This is a genomic window from Streptomyces sp. NPDC007025 (assembly GCF_042869455.1).
In the GTDB taxonomy this organism is placed as follows: Bacteria; Actinomycetota; Actinomycetes; order Streptomycetales; family Streptomycetaceae; genus Streptomyces.
The window spans coordinates 94342-112865 of the sequence record NZ_JBIAFT010000004.1; the positions used below are offsets into that span (position 1 = coordinate 94342).

Below are 18524 nucleotides of genomic sequence, written 5' to 3' on the forward strand. Positions count from 1 at the left end.
CGGGGAGCGCCGCCGGGCCGTCAGCCCGCGGCGCCCGCCGCCGCGTCCGCGGCCTGAGCGCGCAGCGCCCGCTCGACCCCGGACCGGGACTCGGTCACCAGGCGGCGCAGCGCCGCGCTCGGCCGTGCCGAGGCGAGCCAGGCGTCGGTGGCGTCCAGCGTCTCCTGGGAGACCTGCAGCGTGGGGTAGAGGCCGATGGCGACCTGCTGGGCCATCTCGTGGCTGCGCTGCTCCCACACGTCCTTGACGGCGGCGAAGTAGCGCTCGGTCCAGGGCTCCAGCAGGGCGCGCTGGTCGGTCTGGACGAAGCCGGAGATGACGGCCTCCTGCACCGCGTTGGGCAGCTCGTCGCCCTCCACCACGGCCCGCCACGCCTCGGCCTTCGCCTCCGGGGTGGGACGCGCCGCACGCGCGGCGGCGGCGTGCCGCTCCCCGGCCGAGGTGGCGTCGCGCGCCAGCTCGGCCGCGATCTCGGCCTCGTCGGCCCGGCCGGTGGCGGCCAGCCGCTCCAGGAACGCCCAGCGCAGCTCCGTGTCGACGACCAGGCCCTCGACGGTGCGGCTGCCGTCCAGCAGTCCGGCCAGCAGGTCGAGCTGCGCGTCGGTGCGGGCCGCGGCGGCGAACGCGCGCGCCCAGGCCAACTGATGGTCGCTGCCCGGCGCGGCGGCGCGGAGCTGCTCGTCGGCGGCCGCGGCCCAGCGGGTGAGCCCGGCCTCCCGGTGCTCGGGCGCCGCGTACAGGTCGAGGGCGAGCTTGACCTGGCGCTGCAGGGACTGCACCAGGCCGATGTCGGACTCCTTGCCGATGCCGGAGAGCACCAGCTCCAGGAAGGCGCTCGCGGACAGCTCGGCGTCGCGGGCCATGTCCCAGGCGGAGGCCCAGCACAGGGCGCGCGGCAGCGGGTCGGAGAAGTCGCCCAGGTGCCGGGTGACGTTGGCCAGCGACTCCTCGTCCAGCCGGACCTTGGCGTAGGTGTGGTCGCCGTCGTTGAGCAGCAGCACGTCGGGGCGCTTGCGGCTGCGGGGAAGCGGCACCTGGGTCAGCTCGCCGTCGACGTCGAGTTCGACGCTGTCGGTGCGCACCAGCTTGCCGTCCACCAGGTCGTAGAAGCCGACGCCGAGGCGGTGCGGGCGCAGCGTCGGCTCGCCCTCGGCGCCGGCGGGCAGCGCGGGGGCCTCCTGTCGGATGGCCAGCGCCGTGAGGGTGCCGTCCGGTGCGCAGGTCGGCTCGGGGCGCAGGACGTTGATGCCCGCGGTCTCCAGCCAGGCCCGGGACCAGGTCTTCAGATCCCGCCCGGAGGTCTCCTCCAGCGCGCCGAGCAGGTCGCTCAGCCGGGTGTTGCCCCACTGGTGGCGCTGGAAGTAGGCGCGGACGCCGCGGAAGAACTCCTCCATCCCGACGTAGGCGACGAGCTGCTTGAGGACGGAGGCGCCCTTGGCGTAGGTGATGCCGTCGAAGTTGACCAGGACGTCGTCCAGGTCCCGGATCGGGGCCATGATCGGGTGGGTGGAGGGGAGCTGGTCCTGGCGGTAGGCCCAGGTCTTCATCTGGTTGGCGAAGCTCGTCCAGGCGTCCGGCCAGCGGCTGCCGGGGGCGTGCGCCTGGCAGGCGATGGAGGTGTAGGTGGCGAACGACTCGTTCAGCCACAGGTCGTTCCACCATTCCATGGTGACCAGGTCGCCGAACCACATGTGGGCCAGCTCGTGCAGGATGGTCTCGGCGCGGCCCTCGTAGGCGGCGTCGGTGACCTTGGAGCGGAAGACGTACTGGTCCCGGATGGTGACGGCGCCCGCGTTCTCCATGGCGCCCGCGTTGAACTCGGGCACGAAGAGCTGGTCGTACTTCTCGAACGGGTACGGGTAGTCGAACTTCTCCTGGAACCAGTCGAAGCCCTGCCGGGTGACCTCGAAGATCGCGTCGGCGTCCAGGTACTCGGCCAGCGACGGGCGGCAGTAGATGCCCAGCGGCACGCTGCGGCCGTCCGCGCCCTTCCCCTCCCAGCTGCTGTGCACCGAGTGGTACGGACCGGTGATCAGCGCCGTGATGTAGGTGGAGATCCGCGGGGTGGGTGCGAAGCTCCAGACGTTGTCCCGGGGCTCGGGGGTGGGCGAGTTGGAGATCACCGTCCAGCCCTCGGGGGCGCGGACGGTGAACTGGAAGGTGGCCTTGAGGTCCGGCTGCTCGAAGGTGGTGAAGACCCGGCGCGCGTCCGGCACCTCGAACTGGGTGTAGAGGTAGGCCTGGCCGTCGACCGGGTCCACGAAGCGGTGCAGGCCCTCGCCGGTGTTGGTGTACGCGCAGTCGGCGACGACCCGGAGCTCCTGCGGTCCCTGGGGCAGTCCGCGCAGGGCGATGCGCGAGTCGGCGAAGACGGAGGCCGGGTCGAGGGCCTCGCCGTTGAGGGTGACCTCGTGCACGCCGGGCGCGATCAGATCGGCGAAGGTGTCCCCCGCCGCGGCCGTCTCGAAGCGGACCGTCGTCACCGAGCGGAAGGTGCCGCCCTCCTGCGCACCGCTCAGATCCAGCTCGATCTCGTACGAGTCCACGGTGAGCAGCCGGGCCCGCTCCTGGGCCTCCTCGCGCGTCAGATTCGTGCCAGGCACTTGTTTGGTCTCCCCACTCTCGCGGATCTCGTCGCAGTCGTGCTGGAGCCATACTTGCACGCGGTTGCGACACCCGGCGGCGGGCGTTCCCACGCTGTTCAAACGGGGGTCATCCGGGCTGCCAATGCACCGGAGGAGGGGCTCCCCGCCCCTGCCGAACCTCCGCACCGGGAGACCGCATGTCCCCTCGCAGCCGCTCCGCACCCAGCACCCCGCCCGCCGCCCCGCCCACCGTCCCGCCCGCGGACTGCACCGCCGTGCCCGGCCCGGACGGCCCCGACGCCGCACACCCGGACCGCGCGCCCCGCCGCCTCCCGTCCTCCCGCGCTCCCGGCAGGCGCCGGGTGCTGGTACTCGCCGGTTCGGCGGGGGCCGCCGCCGCGCTGGGCCCCGCCACCGGCTCGCCCCCCGCGGCCGCGCCCGCCTCCGGCGCCCGCGCGCACCGCCGCGTCCCCGGCGGCCGGGCCGCGGTGGACGCGCCGCACACCGGCACCACCCTCACGGGGGTCGCGGCACCCTCCGGGGACGGCCCGTTCCGGCGCCTGGTGACCGGGCCCGGCTGGGCCCGGGTGGTGCGCACCGAACTGGCGCGGGCCGGTGTGCGGCGCGCCGCCCGCGCCGTACCGCTCGCCTCGTTCGTCCAGTTCACCGACCTGCATCTGGTGGATGTCCAGCACCCACTGCGCTACGAGTACCTGCGTGCGCAGACCGCGAGCGCCTGGCGGCCGCAGGAGTCCCTGTCGGTGGCCGGTGCCGTCTCCCTCGTCGAGCGGGTCAACGCGCTGGCCGGCGGCCCGGCCACCGGCGCCTCCCTCTCCTGCGTGGTGACCACGGGCGACAACACCGACAACAACTCGCGTGCCGAACTGGACTGGTTCACCGCCGTGCTGAGCGGCGGCCGGATCATCCCCGACACCGGTGACCCGCGCATCCACGAGGGAGTGCAGGACTGCGGGCTGCCGGACTTCTGGCAGCCGGACTCGGACCTGCGCGACCGCGACAAGGCCGTCGGCTTCCCCCGGCTGCGGGGCTTCCTGCGGGCCGCCGGACGGCAGGTTGCCAGCCCCGGCCTGAGGCTGCCCTGGTACGCCACGGTCGGCAACCACGACGCGCTGCCCGGCGGCTGCTTCGCCGCCGCCGACGCGCGCGGCTTCTTCGCGGACTTCGCCACCGGCGACCGGAAGCTGATGCAGCTGCCCGAGGGGCAGGGCACCCGGCTGTGGCGCGCCGTGGAGCGCGGCCGGGACCCCGGGGGCCGGCTCTTCACGCAGATGCTGCGCGCCGAACGGCGCCGCATGCGCAAGGTCACCCCGGACCCCGCGCGAGCCCCGGTCACCCCGCGGGACTACGTCCGCGCCCTCGCCCGCCCGGAGGCGCTGGGCCCCGGGCCGGCCGGGCACGGGTACACCGAGGAGAACGCGGCGGAGGGCACCCTGTACTACGCCTTCCCGATAGCCCCGGACGTGAGGGGCTACAGCCTGGACACCACCCGCCGGGACGGGCACTACACGGGCCGGGTCGGCGCGGCGCAGCTGAGTTGGCTGCGGCGGCAACTGGCGGCGCACCGCGACAAGTACGCGCTCGTCTTCAGCCACCACACCAGCACCACCACCCCGGAGGGCGGCACGGAACTGCTGGCCCTGCTGCGGGACACCCCGCACGCGCTGGCCTGGATCAACGGGCACAGCCACCGCAACCGGGTCACCCCGCACGGCACGTTCTGGGAGGTCAGTACGGCCTCCCACACCGACTTCCCGCAACTCGCGCGCACCCTGGAGCTGGTGGACAACCGGGACGGCACGCTCTCGCTGTTCACCACGCTGATCGAATCGGCGGCCCCGCACCGGACGGACTTCACCGACCTGTCGCAGACCGGGCTGGCCTCCCTCTACCGGGAGCTCGCCTTCAACGCACCCGGTGCCCGGCACGGGCTGGCGGGGGCCGAGGGCGACCGCAACACCGAACTGCTGCTCCGCAAGCCGTGACCCGCGGGACGGGCCGCGCCCCGCGGGGGCTCCGCGCCGCCGCGGACCGGTCGCGCCGTGCGGCTCAGTGCGCGGCGGCGCCGGCCGCCTCCCCGTCCCACTCCTCGGCGGTGAGTGCCGCCAGGCAGGCGCGGACCGAGGGGCTGTCGCCGCCCGCCCGCCAGGCCGCCCGCACCTCGCGGTGGAGCGCCGGTTCGACCGGCACGAAGCGCACCCCCGGCGGGCAGGGCCACCGCCCCATGCCGGGCACCAGCGCCGCGGTCAGCCCGCGGGCCACGAAGGCGAGCTGGGTGGCGTACTCACCGACCGCGTAGCGCACCCGGGGCTCGACACCGCGCGCCCGCAGCGCCTGGACCAGCGCCTCATAGGGCTCGGTGCCCACCGGGCAGCTCGACCAGTCGACGCCGTCCAGCTCTGCCAGGTCCACCGCCTCCCGGTCCGCCAGCGGATGCCGGGCCGGGAGCGCCACCTGGACCTCCTCCACGGCGAGCGGCTTGACCCGCACGCCCTCGGGCAGCGGCATGGGACGGCTGTGCCAGCTCTCGATCAGCAGCAGGTCCAGTTCACCGGCGAGCAGCAGCGGCACCATGTCAACAACCTCGCCGTCCACCACGGTGGGCCGCAGCCGGGGGTGCGCCTCGGTGAGCGCGGCCAGCACGCCCGGCAGCAGGGCACGCAGACAACTGCCGACGCCGCCGAGCCGGAGGGGTCCGAGGATCTCGTCCCCGAGGTCGGCCAGATCGCTCTCGGCCGCGGAGAGCTGCGCGACGACGCGGGCAGCGTGGTCGGCCAGCACCCGGCCCGCATGGGTGAGGCGGACGCCGCGGCCCTGCGGCTCCAGCAGGATGTGGCCCGCCTCGCGCTCCAGCTTGGCCAGTTGCTGGGAGACGCCGGAGGGGGTGATGTGCAGGGCGGCCGCGGCGCGCACCAGCGAGCCGTGCACGGCGACGGCGTCGAGGGCGCGGAGCCGGTCGGAGCTGAACATGTGGGGAAACCTCATCGGTCTGGCGGTCCGGCGGTCCGGCGGTCCGGCCTTGGACGCGCACCCGGGCGGACGGGATTCATCAGCAGCGCTCACCGATACTGCCAACGAATCATCGCTTTTCCTTGGCAGTCACGGCAGGCAGAGTGACGGCCATGACCGGCACCGAAGAGAGGACACAGCAGACCGCACCGTACGGCCGCCTGGCCGGCGCCGCACCGGTGCCGCTGGCGGTGGCGGCGTCGGCGTGCATCTCCGCCTCCGCGATGTTCGTGAAGCTGTCCGGGGTCAACGCGGGCACCGCCGCCTTCCTGCGCTGCGCGCTGGCCCTGGTCGTGCTGGTGCCCCTCGCCCTGCTGGAACGGCGGCGGCTGGGCCCCCGGCCGGTCCGCGCCCGGCGGTTCGACCTGGTGGCGGGCGCGCTGCTGGGCATCGACTTCGTCTTCTGGGCGCAGAGCATCCACGACGTGGGCTCCTCCATCGCGACCGTGCTGCTCAACATCCAGATCGCCGTCTTCCCGCTGCTGGCCCTCGCCGTCACCCGCACCCGGCCCGGCGCACGCTACTGGCGCACCCTGCCCGTGCTGCTGCTCGGCGTCGCGCTGGCCAGCGGCGCCATCGGGCACCCCGAACCGGGCAGCAGCCCGGTCTCCGGGGTGCTCTACGGGGCCGGCGCCGGAGTGGCGTTCGCCGGATATCTGTTCCTGACCCGGCTGGGCGGCGGCGGGGCGCACACCCTCCACCCGGTGTGCGTCTCCACGCTGGCCGCCGGTGTCACCTCCGGGGTGCTGGGGGCACTGTGGACGGGGATCGACCCGGCGCCCGGCTGGGGTCCGCTGGGCTGGCTGACGGTGATGTCGCTGTTCGGGCAGGTGCTGGCGCTCGTGCTGATGGGCCCCGCGCTGGCCCGGCTGGCGCCGGTGACCAGCGCCGCGCTGCTGCTGTTGCAACCGGTCCTGGCGCTCGTCCTCGGTGTCGTCTTCCTCGGGGAACGACCCACCGCGACCCAGTTCGCCGGGTGCGTCCTGGTCGTCCTCGCCGTCTGGCACACCAGCCGTCCGGCTCACTAGAGTCCCCGTCCATGCACCTGCCGCGGCGCCTGCTGAGCGGGCTGATCTCCACCGTGACCGGCTGCGGGCTGATGGCGAGCACCTCCACCGCGGCCGACCTGGGGCACACCCGCACCCGCGCGGCGATGGAGGCGCTGGTGGCGCGGGACGACGCGCCGGGAGTGCTGGCGCAGGTGGCGGACGGGGCCGGGGTGTGGAACGGCAGCGCCGGCACCGCCGACCACGCCACCGGCCGCCCGCGGCTGGCCGGCGACCGGTTCCGGATCGGCAGCCTGACCAAGCCGTTCGTGGCGACGGTGCTGTTGCAACTGGAGGCGGAGGGCACGCTCGGGCTCGACGATCCGGTCGGCCGCTGGCTCCCGGACGTGCGGCTGGGCCGGTACGGGGCGGCGGTGGGCGGACCGGAGCGCGCCGTCACCGTGCGCCAACTCCTCGGCCACACCAGCGGCATCCCCGACTACACCGCGGATCCGGCCCTGCGTGCCGCCTACTTCAGCCCGCGATTCCCGGGCGTGCGGATGCGCACGCACAGCGCCGGCGAACTGGTGCGGCGCGCCCTGTCCCGACCGCCGCTGTTCCGCCCCGGCGCCGGCTGGAGCTACTCCAACACCAACTATCTGCTGGCCGGGATGGTCATCGAGCGCGCCACCGGACACTCCTACGCGACGGAGATCGAACGCCGGGTGCTGCGCCCGCTGAAGCTGCGCGACACCTCGCTGCCCGGCACCTCGACGCGCATCCCGGGGCAGCACGGCAAGGAGTACTCCACGCTGTTCGCGCCGGGCGCCGACCCGCCGGTCCGGGACGTCACGGCGCTCAACCCCTCGCTGGCCGGGGCGTCCGGCGAGATGATCTCCTCGACCGGCGACCTGGTGCGCTTCGTCCGCGCCCTGGCCACCGGCCGGCTGCTGCCGCCGCGGGAGGCGGCCCGGATGCGGACGACCCGCAGAGCGGACGCGACCGACCGCTACGGGCTGGGACTGACCGAGCGCACCCTCTCCTGCGGGGTCACGGTCTGGGGCCACGACGGCACCATCCACGGCTCCAGCACGGCGGCCTACACCACGCCGGACGGCACCCACACGATCGCCGTCAACCTCAACGGCGACTGGTCGGACGGCGCCCGCGACGTGGTCGAGGCCGAATACTGCGACTGACCCGGCCGCTCAGCGCGGCAGGACCGCCACGTACTCGGCGGGCGGCTGCTCCGCGGCGGCCATCAGCGCCGTCCGGACCACGGCAGCCTGCTGGGCCGGGGTCTCGCGCAGCTTCTCCGGGGTGACGTGCACGACGGTGACCCCGAACTGCTCCAGGGACTCGCGCTTGTGGGTGCACGCGTCCCAGGCCGCCTCCGCACCGGCCCGGGGGGAACGCGCATCGATCTCCACAGCGACGGCCTGGTCCGGCCAGTAGGCGTCGACGGCACCGAGGTGCGGACCCCCGGGCACCCGCAGTTCGACGTTCCAGCAGGGGTCGGGCAGCCCCTGGCCGAAGACCATTCCGTACAGCAGGCCCTCGGTCAGCGCCCGCCCCTCGGCCAGCAGGCTCTCCACGGCGTCGGCGACGTGCGGCAGGCCGAGCAGCCGGGCCCTGGTGAGTTCGCGCACCACCGGCTGCGGCTCGCAGTGCCCGCCGCGCACCGCCTCGGTCAGCAGGCCGCGCACCTCGTCGGCGTCGGCCGACTGGGCCACCGCGTCGGCCAGCGCGCGCGGCACGGGAGCCACGGGCAGTCCGGTGATCTCCTCCGGTTCGGGCACGATCCGGGTCCGCACCAGATGCGCCGAGGTGTAGGCGCAGCCCGACGGGAGCGGCACCCTGGTACCGGGGCCGAGAGGCTGTCCCAGCTCCGGGACCAGCACGTCGATCCGGTCGAGGTCCAGTAGGGAGGGGGCGGTGGCGAAGCAGTGCAGCGCGAGCGCGGCCAGTCCGGTGATCATCGCGCGGCCGGGCGGCCCGAACGGCGCGCCGGACGGCTCGGCGCCGCCCTGCGCGTACCGGAGCGCGGCGCGCAGCCGTTCGTCGCTGGTGGGCAGTCCGGTACGGGGCGGGAGTGGTACTTCTTGCGTCATGGTGTGGGCAATTCCCCACAGCCGACGGGATGCCAACGTGTGTGACAGAGCTGTCACCGAACCCGGACAACCTCGCACTAAAGCACGGCAGTTCGACTGCCGATAGGGCGCGGCCCAGCGCGCCGGACCGGGCTCCCGGGGAGTCAGCCCTTCTTGCCGCGCTTTTCGCTCAGCGTCACCAGACCGGCGATGACCAGGAAGAGCACGAGGGGCGCTGCGACGTACAGGCCCAGGGTGTCGAGGACGCTCAGGCCGGAGCCCGGCTGGTCGCCGTCGTCGCGGGTGAGCGCGAAGGCGGGGGACGACAGCAGCGGCAGCAGCGCCGCGCCGAGGGTGACCGTACCTGCGCGCAGTGCGTTCTTCTTGACCTTGTCGCTCACACAGCCAAGATATCGGACGGGTGAACGGGTCGCGCGCCGGGGTGCTCCTGCGGGCAGCCGCCCTGTTCGGGGCCGGGGCGCGGGCGCACGGAGAGCGCGTTCGAGGCGCGGGCGCCTCCTTCGAGGCGGGAGGCGCGGGACTGCGGGGCGCACGCCGGAGCGCAGCGCAGCGCGGCAGCCGGGCGACGGGCCGGCGTCCGGCGCTCCGGCCCGGCACGGCCGGGGGACGGCGGAGCGGCAGCGGGCGGCGCCCAGGGCCGCGAGCACGGAGGGGCCGCCTCCCGGGCACCCGGACCCGGCGGTCCGGTGCGCTCCGGCAGGAGAGCGGGGCTCCGTGCGCCGCGGCGGGCCGCGCGATCAGATCTCTGCGGGCTCCGTGCCGAATCCGACCCCGGCGGGTTCGCTGGTCAGCGGCGCCTCCGCGAGCGGGGGCTCACTGGTCAGCGGGGCGACGTCGGCGAGCGGGGGCTCACTGGTGAGTGGAGCGTCCGCGCAGCCGCAGATGCACGAGCCGTCGAGTCCGGAGTCGGGGTCGGACACACCGGACAGGTCTACCGGCTCGTGCCCTCGTTTGGAGAGTGCGCGCTGTTGGGGAAGCGGAGTCAGGGCGGAGATCAGGAGTTCAGCGGACGCGGCCACCAGGGGCCTCCGTTCGTTGACGAATGGATGGTCAGGACTCGCCCTACCCAGCAGACGGGCGCGCAGACGTGTCCGAAGGGGAAACGTGTCCCAGCTCACGCGCGTTCCCGCGGCGAATCGGCGACAGCAATCCACCGGAGAAGGAGATCCGACGGACAAAACGGGCACTCTGGCGAGGATTTGCGGCGCAGCCGGGGGTGCGGTGTCCTGCCGCACCCGGTGCGGTGACCGGGGACGCGGCCGGTGCCGGGCGGGCCCGCGGACCGTAGAATCCGCAGGCACACGGTTTGTGGCACATCTGTGGCCTCCCGAGGTGAACGCGGCGCAGCACCCGCCTCTATGGTGCTGACGGAGGCTGCAGCGGCACGGACGGCAGGCACGCGGGTGCGCCGGGCCCGTGCCCGCTCGGCGGAGGGGTTCCGGTCGGACATCGGGAGGAAGCGGTGGGGACAGCGCGCGGCCAGGGCGGCCCGAGGGTCTCCGGGCCCGGCACGGGCACCGTCCCGCGCCAGGCACCGGGCGGCAGGGCCAGGATGAGCGCCGCCGCGCTCGCCGCGGCGGTCGTCTCCGGCCTGCTCACCGGAGCACCCGCCGCACAGGCGGCCGCCCCGGCGACACCGGACGGCCCCTCCGCGGGGAGCCGGGACGACGAGAGCACCCGGGACGGCCTGCCCCCGGTCTGGCCGCGCCCGCAGAAGATGCACGCCCAGGGCGGATTCGTCCCCGTCTCGACAGCGGCCACGCTGATCGCGGACGAGGACGCGGACCCGCACGCCCTGCGCACCGTCCGCGCGACGCTGCGTGCGGCCGGGGTGCGCACGCTGCACGAGCGGGCGGCGGGCGGCGGCCGTTCCGCCGCCTCCGGCGGCCTCGTCGTACGGGTGGGCACCGAATCGGCCGGCACCGCGCTGCGCGCCCTGCGCGCCCACGCGCGCGACGACCTGCCCGCGGGCGGCTACCGACTGGCCGCGGGACAGGCCGACGGACACGACACCGTCGCGCTGGACGGGACGGACGGCGCGGGCCTCTTCCACGCCGCGCAGACGCTGCGGCAGCTCGCCACCGAGCACGAGGGACGGCACGGCTTCCCCGGCGTCTCCGTGCGCGACTGGCCGACCGCCTCGGTGCGCGGCACGACCGAAGGCTTCTACGGCCAGCCCTGGACGCAGCAGGAGCGGTTGTCGCAACTGGACTTCATGGGCCGCACCAAGCAGAACCGCTACCTGTACGCGCCGGGGGACGACCCCTTCCGCCAGGCGCCCCGCTGGCGCGACCCGTATCCGGCGGCGCAGCGCGCCGACTTCCGCGAGCTGGCCGACCGCGCCGGGCGCAACCACGTCACCCTCGGCTGGGCGGTCTCACCCGGCCAGGGCCTGTGCTTCTCCTCTCCCGGGGACCGCAAGGCACTGCTGCGCAAACTGGACGCCATGCGCGCGCTGGGCGTGGGCGCCTTCCAACTGCGCTTCGAGGACGTCAGCTACACGGAGTGGCACTGCGACCAGGACGCCGACACCTACGGCTCCGGCCCCGCGGCCGCGGCCCGCGCCCAGGCCGAGCTGGCCAACGCCGTGGCCGACCATCTGGCCACCCGCCACCCGGACGCCGCACCGCTGTCCGTGGTGCCGACCGAGTTCTACCAGAAGGGCCGCACCGAATACCGGGCCGCGCTCGCCGAGAAGCTCGACGACCGCGTGGAGATCGGCTGGAGCGGGGTGGGGGTGGTGCCCCGCACCATCAGCGGCGCCGAACTCGCCCGCGCGCGCAGCGCCTTCCCGCGGCACCGCCTGGTGACGATGGACAACTACCCGGTCAACGACTTCGCCTCGGACCGGATCTTCCTGGGCCCCTACCGGGGCCGCGAACCGGCCGTCGCCTCCGGTTCGGCCGCACTGCTGACCAACGCCATGAAGCAGCCGCGGGCGTCCCGCATCCCGCTGTTCACGGCCGCCGACTACGCCTGGAACCCGCGGGGCTACCGGCCCAAGGAGTCCTGGCGGGCCGCGGTGGACGACCTGGCGGGCGGCCGCGGCAGCTCCGCGGACGCCCGCGCCGCCGTGCACGCGCTGGCGGGCAACGACTCCTCCTCGATGCTCGGCAGCGACGAGTCCGCCTATGTGCGCCCGCTGCTGGAGAACTTCTGGCAGGAGTACGAGAACGGGCCGGGCTCCGGGCTGGACCGGGCCGCCGAAGAGCTCCGCGACGCCTTCACGACCATGCGCACGGCGCCCTCGAAGGTGCCCGAGGGGCTCGGCCGGGAGGTGAAGCCGTGGCTGACCCAGCTGTCGCGGCTCGGCGCGGCCGGCGAGCGGTCGGTCGACATGCTCGTCGCGCAGCTCGGCGGTGACGGAGCCGCAGCCTGGAAGGCGCAGTTGGAGGTGCGGCGGCTGCGCGCCGAGAGCCACGGAAGCAAGGTCACGGTCGGCAAGGGCGTGCTCGCGGACTTCACGGACAAGGCGCTGAAGCTGTCCGAGAGCTGGAGCGGCGGCCGGCACGGGTCGAAGGGGAGGTCCGGCTCCGAACGGACGGACAAGGGCGGCGACAGCGGCGCGGGCGCCGGCGGTGCCCGGCCGACGGTGAGCGGCAGCCCGGAGGGGGCCCCCGACCACCCGCTCTCCGCCGCCGCGGACGGCGATCCGAGCACGTCCTACCGCGCCGCGGTACCCCCGGCCTCCGCCACCTTCACGCCCCAGCAGCCGCCCATGCTCGTCCCGCCGGCCGCCGCGGCCGAACCGGGCGCCGGCGACGGGAACGGCGGGGACGGCGGCCGTCCGGCGCGGGACGCGCTGACGGTGCGGCTGCCCGAGCCCCGCCCGCTGCGCGCCGTCACGGTGCTGACCGGCCCGGACTCGGGCACCCGGGGCACGGTCGAGGCACACGTCCCCGGCAAGGGCTGGCAGCGGCTGGGGGCGCTCTCCCGGACCGGCTGGACGCACCTGGCCACCGGGGGGCACGACGCGAGGGCCGACGCCGTGCGGCTGGTGTGGAGCCAGGACGCGAAACCGCCGGTCGTCCACGAGATCACCCCCTGGTACGCCGACACCCCCGAAGCCTCCCTGTCGCTGCCGCGCACCACCGTGGACGCCGCGATCGGCGGGGGCACCACCCGCGTCACCGCGCGGCTGACCGGCAACCGGCCCACCGACGTACGGGACAAGGTCACGGTGCACGCGCCCAAGGGCTTCACCGTGCGCACTCCGGCGCGCACCACCGTGCGCCGGGGCGGCAGGGTGGACGTGCCGCTGCGGATCAGCGCCGACAGCTCGGTGGGAACGGGCAGTTACCGCATCCCGGTCTCCTTCGGCGGGGAGCGCCGCACGCTCACCGTACGGGCCTATCCGCGCACCGCCGGGCCAGACCTGGCCCGCGAGGCCCGCGCGACCTCCTCCGGGGACGAGACGAAGGACTTCCCGGCCGCCGCGGTCGCGGACGGCAAGCGCGGCACCCGCTGGTCCTCCCCCGCCGAGGACGGCGCGTGGGTGCAGGTGGAACTGGCCGAACACGCCCGTGTGGGACAGGTCGTCCTGCGCTGGCAGGACGCCTACGCGGCGCGCTACCGGATCCAGGTCTCCCCCGACGGCAAGCACTGGCGCACCGCCGCCACGGTGCGGGACGGCGAAGGCGGCAAGGAGTCGGTCCGGATGGACTCGCCCAAGGACACCCGCTTCGTACGGGTGGTGGGCGACAAGCGGGCGACGCGCTTCGGGATCTCGCTGTGGTCGATGGAGGTCTACGCCGTGGACTCCTCGGGCCGCGCCAAGCACGCCCGGCGGGACGGCGACAAGGGCGGCGGGTAGCTCCCGGGAGTCGGGGGGCGCCGCGGCGCGGCACCCCCTCCGGGACGTCTCCGGGACGTACGAAGGCCGCACCCGCGCAGGCGGGGGCGGCACGACAAAGCCCGGGTCTCAGGCAGTGGATCTGCCGTCGATCCGGGCGAGATCGTCATCAGCGCCGTACGGCTGGAGGTAGGGGAGCCACCGTGGATCCCTGTGCCCCGTGCCGATGATGCGCCAGGCGAGGCCGGAGGGCGGGGCCGGTTGGTGGCGCAACCGCCAGCCCAGCTCGGCGACCTGGCGGTCGGCTTTCACATGGTTGCAGCGGCGGCAGGCCGCCACGACGTTCTCCCAGGCGTGCGCCCCTCCCCTGCTGCGGGGGATGACGTGGTCGACGCTGGTCGCGATGCCACCGCAGTAGGCGCAGCGGCCGCCGTCCCTGGCGAACAGCGCACGGCGGGTGAGGGGGACGCTGCCGCGAAAGGGCACCCTCACGAACCGCTTGAGACGGACGACGCTGGGGGCGGGTATGACGTGGGTGGCGCTGTGCATCAGGGCGCCGGAGTCCTCGAGGCTGATCGCCTTTCCGTTGAGGACGAGTACGAGCGCGCGGCGGAGCGGTACGACGCCGAGCGGCTCGTACGACGCGTTGAGGACCAGGACATGCGGCACGGTGCCTCCTTGTACGTCGGCGGCGCGTGGCTCGCGCCGGGACGATCTCCCCTCAGTGTGTCCCGTGCCCTGGTCACTGCGCCACCACGACCGGGAAAGGAGATGTGCGTGTTTTGGACCACACCGGTCGCCTCCCGGCCGGAACGGCCTCCCCGCCCGAACGCCTGGCCCCATACTGCTCGGTGGCACCGAATGTGAAGCCCCTGCGCCGTTAGTGTGGTGCCGGCATTCCAACGGGTGCCTTGCCGAGGTGACACGCACGGAAGGTCGACCTGTGTACTGGCTGCTCAGCGCATCGCCCCCGCCGGACGGCCCCCGGCCGCCGAAGTCCCTGGAGGACGCCCAGGACAGTGCGGGAGAGGCGGCCGGATGGGTCCAGGAGCACTGGTCGGACTGGCTCGCCTCCGGCGTGCGCATCGTGTTCGTCTGCGTCGTCGCCGTGGTGCTGCGCTACCTGGTCCGGCGCGCGATCACCCAGCTGATAACCCGGATGAACCGCAGATCCGAGATCAGCGACAGCGGCAAGGCGCTGCGCGGGCTGCTGGTGAGCGGCGAGCGGCGCAAGCAGCGCTCCCAGGCGATCGGCTCCATCCTGCGCAGCGTCGCCTCCTTCGTGATCATGGGCACCGCGGCCCTGACGGTGCTCTCCGGGCTGGGCATCAACCCGGCGCCGCTGCTGGCCAGCGCCGGTGTCGCGGGCGTAGCACTGGGCTTCGGCGCCCGCAACCTGGTGACGGACGTCCTGGCAGGGATGTTCATGCTCCTGGAGGACCAGTACGGGGTCGGGGACCGGGTGGACGCCGGAGAGGCTTCCGGGGTCGTCCTGGAGGTCGGACTGCGGGTGACGCAGCTGCGCGGGGACGCCGGCGAGATCTGGTACATCCGCAACGGCGAGATCAAGCGCATCGGCAACCTCAGCCAGGGCTGGTCCATGGCGGCGCTGGACGTCCGGGTACGCGCCGAGGAGGACCTGGAGGAGGTCCGCGCCGTGGTCGTCGCGGTGGGCGAGGAGATGAGCAAGGAGCGCCCCTGGGACGAGATCCTGTGGGAGCCCGTGCAGGTGCTCGGCCTGGACGAGGTGACGCTCGACTCCATGGTGCTGCGCGTCTCGGTCAAGACCATGCCCGAGAAGAACCTGGCGGCGGAGCGGGAGCTGCGCTGGCGGGTGAAGAAGGCACTGGACGAGCGCGGCATCCGGATCGTCGACGAGCCCTCGCTCGCCCTGCAGTCCCTGCCGTCGCCCTCCCTGGAGAAGTAGGCGGGGGGCGTGGGGCCGCGCCGCCACACCCCCTGCGGCCGGGACTGCCGTTCGGACTACCGGCGCACCAGCGTGATCGTCGTCCACGCGCCGACGTGGACCCGGTCGCCCTCCTTGAGGGGGACGGGCACGAAGGGCTGGACCGGTTCCTCGGCGCCGTTGATGGTGGTGCCGTTGGTGGAATCCTGGTCGACGACGGACCAGCTGCCGTCGGGCTGCTGCACCAGCACCGCGTGCTGATGCGAGACCCCGGGGTCCTCCGGGGAGCGGCCCAGATCGATGTCCGGGGCCTCCCCTGTGGAGGCGCGGCGGCGGCCGATGGTCACCTGCGGGCCGGTGAGCGGCAGCTGCTGCTCCGGGGAGTAGGCGGGAAGGTTGAGTGCCGCCGCCTCGGGGCCGCTGCGCTGCATCATCGCCATGAAGTACGTACGGTCCGGGGCGATCGTCACCGTCCACGCACCGCCGCCCTGCGCGGCGTGCTCCGGCCCGCCGTGGTCCGGGGCGCCATGCTCCGGCATGCCGTGCGTCGGCATGCCGTGGTCCGGGGCGGGCGGACCGGCGTACTCCGCGGGCCCGCCCTGCTGCGGAGAGCCCGGGCCGGGGCCGTGCTGGGCCGGTACGCCGGGTGCCGGAGGCGCCGGCGGGCCGGGCGGGGCCGGGGGCGGCCCGGGATGCCCCCCGGGCGCCTGCGGCGGCGCCGGGGGCGCGCCCGTCCGCTGCTCGGCGGGGCCTGGCGGGGACAGCTCCCAGTCGCCACCCGCGGGCTGACCGTGCGGGGCGCCGTACGGGTCCGCGGGGGGAGCGGAGGGGTAGGGCTGCCGGCCCTGGTGGGGGAAGCCACCCGGGCCGACCGGGCCGGGCGCGGGCGCTCCGGGCCCGGCGGGCGCCTGCTGCTCGCCGCTGCCGCGGCCGTCCGTCCCGTAGCCGGATCCGGGGCCCTGGCCCGGTGCGCCGGGCATGCCCGGCGCACCGGGCTCGCCCGGATGACCCGGTCCGGCGCCGGGACCCTGCGGACCCGGGCCGTCGAATGCCGGCGGCCCGGGCGGGCCGGGGGCCTCGGAACCCCCGGGACCACCCGGACCGCCGAAGGCGGGGGCGGGGCCGGGGGGCGGGGGCGCACCCGGGCCGCCCATGCCGGGGCCCGGGGCTCCGGGCTCCGGGGCGCCCGGACCGGAGGGGGGCGGGAAGCCGGGACGACCGGCCTGGGGCTGCTGGCCCGGCGGGACGTAGGTGGTCGGCGAGTGGGTCAGGAAGTTGTAGCGGCACTCCTCGCAGAAGGGCGCCTGGGACTCGCGCGGGGTCCCGCACTGGGGGCACGGCTCGGGCGGGCCGGAGCCGGGTCCCGGGTAGCCGTAGCCCTGGCCGGGCGGAGGCGGGCCGGGCGCGGGCGGCGGACCGGGCGGGCCGGGGTAGCCGTAACCGCCCGGAGCGGGCGGCTGAGGAGGCGGCGGTGCGGCACCGGCGGGCGACCCCGGCGCTTCGGCCATGCGGTGGCCACAGACCTCGCACCAGTCGTCGGCCGCTGACTGGTGGCCGTTCGGGCAAGTCGGCATGGTGGTGCCTCCCCCTCCGTGCTCCTGCTCGTCGGTACCTGCTGGTGCGGGTCGCGCCGGTCGTGCGGAGGCGCCGCGGCCGGGACGCTAGCGCTTCACGCGGACCGTCTTGGTGGACCGCGTCTCCAGCGTCATCTCGTCGGCCTCGGCGACCTTCGTCTTGAGTCGAACAGTACCCGTCGCGGCATCCACCACGTCGACCACCTTCGAAAGCAGTTTCGCAGTATCCGTGTTCCCCGACGCGTTCGCCAACTGCACCGCTCGTCCCAGTTTGGCCGTTGCGCCCGCTTCGTCTCCCGCCTTTCGGAGGTCGAGCCCCGTACAAATCACCTGGGCCAGTTCGGCCTGCCCTGTGTAGTGCGCCACCTGCGGGTTGATGGACGTGGTGGCCGCCAGGTCGTCCGTCCACACGGCCCGCACCAGCCCCTGCCCGAGCGTCTGCGCGGATCCGCCGTCCGGCGCGGGCAGCACCAGTGAGACCCGCGCGGCGAGCATCTCCTGGCCGATCCCGGCGGCCGGCACCTCCACACAGACGTGGTAGTCGCGCGACTCGTCCCCCCAGGACCCGGTCGGGTAGTCGCCGGCGCGCGGACCGACCTCCGTGCGGCGGCCGGTCAGCTCCTCGACCGTGGGGGCCACCTGCTTGACGAACGCGATCCGGGAGCCCTGCGGTGTCCACAGCCGGAGCGCCACGTCGGCGACCTCCTTGCCCATGGCGTTCTCCATCATCCTGGTGAAATCCGCCGCCAGCCCGTCCGGGTCGGCCACGATGTCGGCGGTGCCCAGCAGTGCCGAGGCGATCCCGGTGACCTCCTGGACCTCCCAGTCGGTGCCCACGCCCCGCGCGTCGCAGGTGAAGTGACCCGCGCACGCCTCCAGCGCCGCGCGCAGCGCGGCGGGTTCCTCGTGCTCGTTGCGCCCGTCGGTGAGCAGGATGCCGTGCCGGATGGTGACGTCGGCGGCGCTCAGCAGCCGGTCGGCCAGCCGCAGCCAGGTGCCGATCGCGGTGCCGCCGCCCGCCGACAGGCCGCGCAGCGCGTCCTTGGCCTGGGCCCGGGTGGTGGCGTCGGCGACGGCGAGCGCGCCGCCGCCGGGGAACACCTCCCGCGCCTTGTGGGTGCCCCCCACGACGGCGAAGGAGACGCCGTCCCGGAGCGTGTCGATCGCGGCGGCGGTGGCGTCGCGCGCGTTGCGCATCTTGGTGGGCGGGTAGTCCATCGAGCCGGAGCAGTCGAGCATGATGACGACCGCCGCGTCGGCCCCCTCCGCCGCCGGGGCCCCGCCCGGCCCGGTCACCGGCAACGGCATGCCGCCGCTCGTACCACCCCCCGTGGAGGTGACGGTGACCACGGCGTTGACCTCTCGGGCGCCTTCGGGCAGGTACGCGTTCTGGTAGACCTCCACCGAGAAGCGCGGCGCGTTGGACTTCGCGAAGTTGGCCATCTGTTCCGCTCCTGTCTGCTCTCCGACGAGTAGTGGACAACGGGGCGGGACGGAAGTGCGGTGGTGCGTGCGGTACTTCCCCCCGGACTGCGCTCCCGTC

Annotated in this window: 13 protein-coding genes; 5 read left to right on the top strand and 8 right to left on the bottom strand. The window is 74.7% G+C overall.

Annotation, left to right across the window (positions count from 1 at the left end; translation table 11 throughout):
• Positions 1 to 20: 20 nt before the first annotated feature.
• Positions 21 to 2603, bottom strand: a complete 2583-nt coding sequence (pepN, locus tag ACFYMO_RS09225) for an aminopeptidase N (protein ID WP_366769871.1) — start codon at positions 2601 to 2603, stop codon at positions 21 to 23.
• Between the two features lie 179 nt (positions 2604 to 2782).
• On the opposite strand from pepN, the gene ACFYMO_RS09230 reads away from it, so the two are divergent.
• Positions 2783 to 4588 (top strand): TIGR03767 family metallophosphoesterase, encoded by a 1806-nt coding sequence (locus ACFYMO_RS09230; RefSeq protein ID WP_388545328.1) that lies wholly within the window; start codon positions 2783 to 2785, stop codon positions 4586 to 4588.
• A gap of 64 nt (positions 4589 to 4652) precedes the next feature.
• Here ACFYMO_RS09230 and ACFYMO_RS09235 read toward each other — a convergent pair whose 3' ends face one another.
• Positions 4653 to 5573, bottom strand: a complete 921-nt coding sequence (locus ACFYMO_RS09235; protein ID WP_366769869.1) for a LysR family transcriptional regulator — start codon at positions 5571 to 5573, stop codon at positions 4653 to 4655.
• 152 nt (positions 5574 to 5725) lie between these two features.
• On the opposite strand from ACFYMO_RS09235, the gene ACFYMO_RS09240 reads away from it, so the two are divergent.
• Positions 5726 to 6640 (top strand): DMT family transporter, encoded by a 915-nt coding sequence (locus ACFYMO_RS09240; RefSeq protein WP_366769868.1) that lies wholly within the window; start codon positions 5726 to 5728, stop codon positions 6638 to 6640.
• Between the two features lie 11 nt (positions 6641 to 6651).
• Entirely contained in the window at positions 6652 to 7797 is a 1146-nt protein-coding gene (locus tag ACFYMO_RS09245; protein WP_366769867.1) for a serine hydrolase domain-containing protein, read from the top strand.
• Between the two features lie 9 nt (positions 7798 to 7806).
• On the opposite strand, the gene ACFYMO_RS09250 is transcribed toward ACFYMO_RS09245, so the two are convergent.
• From ACFYMO_RS09250 to ACFYMO_RS09260, 3 genes are all read right to left on the bottom strand, one after another.
• Entirely contained in the window at positions 7807 to 8709 is a 903-nt protein-coding gene (locus ACFYMO_RS09250; protein WP_366769866.1) for a hypothetical protein, read from the bottom strand.
• A gap of 143 nt (positions 8710 to 8852) precedes the next feature.
• On the bottom strand, positions 8853 to 9089 hold the full coding sequence (locus ACFYMO_RS09255) for a hypothetical protein (RefSeq protein ID WP_366769864.1): 237 nt from the start codon (positions 9087 to 9089) through the stop codon (positions 8853 to 8855).
• A gap of 357 nt (positions 9090 to 9446) precedes the next feature.
• Positions 9447 to 9728 (bottom strand): hypothetical protein, encoded by a 282-nt coding sequence (locus tag ACFYMO_RS09260; RefSeq protein ID WP_075001366.1) that lies wholly within the window; start codon positions 9726 to 9728, stop codon positions 9447 to 9449.
• Positions 9729 to 10261: 533 nt separating this feature from the next.
• Between ACFYMO_RS09260 and ACFYMO_RS09265 the strand changes: the two genes are divergently transcribed.
• On the top strand, positions 10262 to 13522 hold the full coding sequence (locus ACFYMO_RS09265; protein ID WP_366769909.1) for a beta-N-acetylglucosaminidase domain-containing protein: 3261 nt from the start codon (positions 10262 to 10264) through the stop codon (positions 13520 to 13522).
• Between the two features lie 108 nt (positions 13523 to 13630).
• Here ACFYMO_RS09265 and ACFYMO_RS09270 read toward each other — a convergent pair whose 3' ends face one another.
• Positions 13631 to 14170: an HNH endonuclease gene (locus ACFYMO_RS09270; protein WP_019358101.1), complete on the bottom strand. Its 540-nt coding sequence runs from the start codon at positions 14168 to 14170 to the stop codon at positions 13631 to 13633.
• Positions 14171 to 14444: 274 nt separating this feature from the next.
• Between ACFYMO_RS09270 and ACFYMO_RS09275 the strand changes: the two genes are divergently transcribed.
• On the top strand, positions 14445 to 15428 hold the full coding sequence (locus ACFYMO_RS09275; RefSeq protein WP_366769863.1) for a mechanosensitive ion channel family protein: 984 nt from the start codon (positions 14445 to 14447) through the stop codon (positions 15426 to 15428).
• A gap of 56 nt (positions 15429 to 15484) precedes the next feature.
• Here the strand turns inward: ACFYMO_RS09275 and ACFYMO_RS09280 are convergent, their stop codons facing one another.
• Entirely contained in the window at positions 15485 to 16387 is a 903-nt protein-coding gene (locus ACFYMO_RS09280; protein ID WP_388545334.1) for an FHA domain-containing protein, read from the bottom strand.
• Between the two features lie 681 nt (positions 16388 to 17068).
• A complete protein-coding gene (locus tag ACFYMO_RS09285) occupies positions 17069 to 18424 on the bottom strand; it encodes a VWA domain-containing protein (protein ID WP_388545337.1) in 1356 nt (451 codons plus the stop codon).
• Positions 18425 to 18524: the final 100 nt, after the last annotated feature.

What these genes read in the sequence shown, in the direction of transcription:
- ACFYMO_RS09240 (WP_366769868.1), top strand. Translation starts at nt 5,726, where the DNA reads ATGACCGGCACCGAAGAGAGGACACAGCAGACCGCACCGTACGGCCGC.
- ACFYMO_RS09250 (WP_366769866.1), bottom strand. Translation starts at nt 8,709, where the DNA reads ATGACGCAAGAAGTACCACTCCCGCCCCGTACCGGACTGCCCACCAGC.
- ACFYMO_RS09265 (WP_366769909.1), top strand. Translation starts at nt 10,262, where the DNA reads ATGAGCGCCGCCGCGCTCGCCGCGGCGGTCGTCTCCGGCCTGCTCACC.
- ACFYMO_RS09280 (WP_388545334.1), bottom strand. Translation starts at nt 16,387, where the DNA reads ATGCCCGGCGCACCGGGCCAGGGCCCCGGATCCGGCTACGGGACGGAC.
- ACFYMO_RS09285 (WP_388545337.1), bottom strand. Translation starts at nt 18,424, where the DNA reads ATGGCCAACTTCGCGAAGTCCAACGCGCCGCGCTTCTCGGTGGAGGTC.
- ACFYMO_RS09230 (WP_388545328.1), top strand. Translation starts at nt 2,783, where the DNA reads ATGTCCCCTCGCAGCCGCTCCGCACCCAGCACCCCGCCCGCCGCCCCG.
- ACFYMO_RS09245 (WP_366769867.1), top strand. Translation starts at nt 6,652, where the DNA reads ATGCACCTGCCGCGGCGCCTGCTGAGCGGGCTGATCTCCACCGTGACC.
- ACFYMO_RS09235 (WP_366769869.1), bottom strand. Translation starts at nt 5,573, where the DNA reads ATGTTCAGCTCCGACCGGCTCCGCGCCCTCGACGCCGTCGCCGTGCAC.